Source organism: Neochlamydia sp. TUME1 (assembly GCF_000813645.1).
GTDB lineage: Bacteria > Chlamydiota > Chlamydiia > Chlamydiales > Parachlamydiaceae > Neochlamydia.
On record NZ_JRXI01000026.1, the window covers coordinates 1 to 3,766 of the forward strand.

The following is a 3,766-nucleotide window of genomic DNA, read 5'->3' on the forward strand; positions in this document are numbered from 1 at the left end:
CTTGTTGAATGAGCGCTCTGAAATGTTGGTTTTTAGTAATGGATGACTGCTTTTTTTCTTTCTTTGTTTTCCCATCACAAAAATGCATATCTTTTTTGATTACTTCAAAACCGATGGGAAAAGTATGATCTCCATAGCTAATAAGGCTAAGAAAGTAGATTAATGCCTTTTACACACCTTCCTTGAGTAATGGTGCACTTGCTTTTTAATATACTGCCATAGTTCTTTTGATCCGCCTGGATCGCTGTTAAGAAAACGGGTGATTTTATCATGGCTAACCTGGCCATCTAAAAGATTGGATAGCCCTGTAGCTGTGGCTTGTTGGGTTTGGCTGATAAGATAATCTGTAGAAATATCAAGAAGATTGAGTTTCATTTTTTTTCCTCTTTTCAAAGAAAAAAATATACCTCTAGAATAATTTTTTCAACTCATCTATGCGTAAGGTGAGTGACTTAAACGAACCATCATCATGCCGTGAGCTTAGAAGGTTTACAATATTTATTACATCATTCACGAAGAAGCTCTGTATTTTGGGAATGATGATTAATGAATCGCTATGATAGGATTTTGGAAAGAAATGATCAACACCCCATTATCGTGAGCATGAGATGATCGACCTTCTTACCATATTGAATAAATTAGAATCTCCAGGAACTTTTACTGCGCACGGCACCCTGCAATCTTTACTGCCGGGTCTCTATATTGACAATGTTGGGGAGATTTCCTTGCCTTTGCGTCCAGAGCAAGCTGAACAGATCATGGCCGAATGTGAACAAGCCCCTTACGGATTTAAAGAAGAAACTCTTATCGATACTAATGTCCGCAATGTGTGGCAGTTATCGCCTTCTGCCTTGCAATTCCGGAATCCCGATTGGCAGGAAGCTCTCAAAAAGATGTGCATAAATATAGCCAAACAGCTAGGTTTGGGGGATGTCACCGTTGAGTGCGAGCTGTATAAGTTGCTGCTTTATGGCAAAGGCTGTTTCTTTCTACCTCATAGAGACACTGAAAAGATAGACAATATGTTTGCTACACTTGTCATCAGCTTGCCATCCCCACATGAAGGCGGTGAATTAATTATTAGCCATGCTGGTGAGAGCTTTTCCTACAGCTTCGCTGGTAACGGTAAGTTTTCTCCAGAATATGCTGTCTTTTATGCCGATTGTTTTCATGAGGTTAAACCAGTGCTTTCAGGCTACCGCCTCTGCTTGGTCTACAATTTAGCTCTTGCAGGCCGAAGCATACAGCCACAGCTGGCAAAAAATGACGAGATCATTGAACAGGTTGACAGCTATATCCAAAAATGGAGCCAAGAACAGCATAAGTTTCCTTTCTTAACTTATTTGCTAGACCATTCTTACACAGAAAAAAACCTTTGTCTAAGCAACTTAAAAAGCAGTGATTATGCCAAAACCTCGATTTTGCTCAAAGCTGCTGCTAAACATCAGTGTAAAGCCTTTCTATGCCTCGTGAGCTATTATGAAGAAAGCTACGGAGATTACTATGGCGATGGATACAAGCGCAACAGATACCGCGATGATGATGATAGTGAATGTAGTGAAAGTAACTACACGGAGTATGGAATCAACACTACTGAGATATATGCTCATAACTTTTTGGGAAATGATGGCAACAAAATAAAAATCGCAAAAATTCTTCTTAGTGAAGATGCCTTGTTAGCCGATAAGCCTTTGATCGGAGGTCCAGGCCGCAAGGTTTCAATCTCTGAAGCTACCGGCAATTCAGGAGCAACTAAAGAACTCTGGTACCATCGCGGTGCTGTGATCATTTGGCCTGAAAGTTCCGACCTTGAAGTTGTAGGTTATAGCGATTTAGAATATGGAGCCCATTACTTGGAAACTCTTCTTAAGTCTACAGTATGGCAGGAAGGATCTAATCTAGAAAAAGTGTTGAAGTTAGCACGCCACATTCTCGATCGCTGTACAAGCATGCAGTTCTATAAAATCAATGTTTTAGATTCCTTGATTACCTTGGCTGATGTCGATTTGCTTAAGTATTATCTACAGCGCTATCAAAAGTATTCATTTTCTTCTCTCGACGCTATGAGTGTTGCGCGATTGATTAAGCTTTTCTCTTTGACAGCACTTAAGCCAGAGATCGACGCCATTGCAGCCAAATCTAGAGGATCCCTATTCTCTTGGCTTTATGAACTTTTCATCGCATTGAAAGGCTACCCTGAACAACGTACTATTGTTGCAGGATATTTTGCCGTAGAGTGGCAATCTGGTTGTCGCCAAAAATTAAAAAATTTTAGAAGCGAGACCTTAACAGAGATCTTTCGATTGCTGGCCCTTCTGGATGATCAAGAACGGTTGGCTGAAGCCGTTACTGAACTCAACAGCATTGAAGATCCCAAATTTGTAGTCGAAATCTTTGCACCAGCTCTTTTAAGGGCACTGGAAACTTCATCTCCTGATTATGGTTATCAACGCGCTGTTTTTCAAGCTCTTGGCGCGGTTTATTTTAATAGAGTCACAGAGCATTTTGGTGTTGAACCCCAAAAGCCTATAACATGGGCACGAGCAGGGAGTTGCACATGTTCTTGTGAATTTTGTCAGCAATTTAATAAGTTTCTTTCGGATCCCGAGCGAGCCGCCTTTTCTATTGAAAAAACTCTAAAGCGCAATTTGCTACATATCCAAGAAACGATAGACAACAAACAGTTTGATGTCGTAGGGGAAATCATCCGTGACAAAAATAAATTCAGCGGACATTTCTCTAAAAATGAGGCATCTTATCTTAAAGCGTTGAAGCTTTTTCAAACAGCTCATAAGCAGCAAAAACAAGTCGCAGCTCTTTTGCCGTGAAGATGACTACTCTTCTAAGAAATAAGGCGTTACATGGAACAAAAAAAACACTGAAGTCCGTTTGGATTCGGGCAGGGTGAACCAAAATGGTCTCCAACTTTTTTATCTTCGTAAATCGTTTAATCTCATTGAAATTTAATTAATTATGTGAAAAAAATAATAAATTGTTCCTCATTTTTAATGAGGATTAAATGAAATTATTTAATACTTTAATTATTTGTTGTGTTTTTTTGGATGCGGCTTACTGTCTGCTACCGAATTTACCATTAGTTCATATAATTTTGGGGGCTTTCCGATCACTATGACTATTTACGCGCTGCCAGCATGCAAAAATTAATGCAAGAAAGATATATTGCAGAGCCTGAAAATATGTCGCTCAATGAAAAAATCCAGAAACTTGCCTTGAAAATTCTATTTTCACCTGATTCTCAGGAAAAATTATCTGCGCAGCAGGAATGGGATCAAAAAGGATATCAACATATCTTTAGACATCTAACTACTTCCCCAATGGATAATAACAGCCCAAATACGACTTGGAATCAAAAAGCAAATGAAATAATCACTTCTTATAAAGTTCGTCCTGTTGTAATTCACGAGGAGGAAGTAAAGCAAATGCTCGGTGAGCATTTTAAAGACTTGAGTTCTGATGTAGAGGCTAACACATCAACGCTTTTACAAGAAGTTCATGCGTGTGCCACGAGCACATTATAGATGTGCGTAACTATACGAAAGATGAGGAAAATGGCTCCTCGAAGTCGCTTTGCAGGAAGAGATTTCAAACCACCTTAAGCTGCTTTGGTCAAAAGCCAAGGTAGTGAGCGTTAAGGAAAAGGTATGATAAACATATCAGGTGAGGGCTAAGGAGACGAACGAAAGTGAACTATTGACCCAAGTGTCGAAAGCTTGCTCAATGACGTCAAAACTGGGGGCTGCATGTA

At 39.6% G+C, this 3,766-nt stretch carries 3 protein-coding genes; 2 read left to right on the plus strand and 1 reads right to left on the minus strand.

The features are described 5' to 3' along the window. Window positions 1–159: 159 nt before the first annotated feature. Complete coding sequence (locus tag DB41_RS01180; RefSeq protein WP_052243771.1) at window positions 160–375, minus strand: hypothetical protein; 216 nt, start codon at window positions 373–375, stop codon at window positions 160–162. A 233-nt stretch (window positions 376–608) separates the two neighbouring features. Here DB41_RS01180 and DB41_RS01185 point away from each other — a divergent pair, with 233 nt between their 5' ends. Further along, window positions 609–2,828: a 2OG-Fe(II) oxygenase gene (locus DB41_RS01185; RefSeq protein ID WP_039383452.1), complete on the plus strand. Its 2,220-nt coding sequence runs from the start codon at window positions 609–611 to the stop codon at window positions 2,826–2,828. A gap of 324 nt (window positions 2,829–3,152) precedes the next feature. Continuing rightward, window positions 3,153–3,539, plus strand: a complete 387-nt coding sequence (locus tag DB41_RS01190) for a hypothetical protein (protein ID WP_039383454.1) — start codon at window positions 3,153–3,155, stop codon at window positions 3,537–3,539. Window positions 3,540–3,766: the final 227 nt, after the last annotated feature.

What these genes read in the sequence shown, in the direction of transcription:
- DB41_RS01185 (WP_039383452.1), top strand. Translation starts at nt 609, where the DNA reads ATGATCGACCTTCTTACCATATTGAATAAATTAGAATCTCCAGGAACT.
- DB41_RS01180 (WP_052243771.1), bottom strand. Translation starts at nt 375, where the DNA reads ATGAAACTCAATCTTCTTGATATTTCTACAGATTATCTTATCAGCCAA.
- DB41_RS01190 (WP_039383454.1), top strand. Translation starts at nt 3,153, where the DNA reads ATGCAAAAATTAATGCAAGAAAGATATATTGCAGAGCCTGAAAATATG.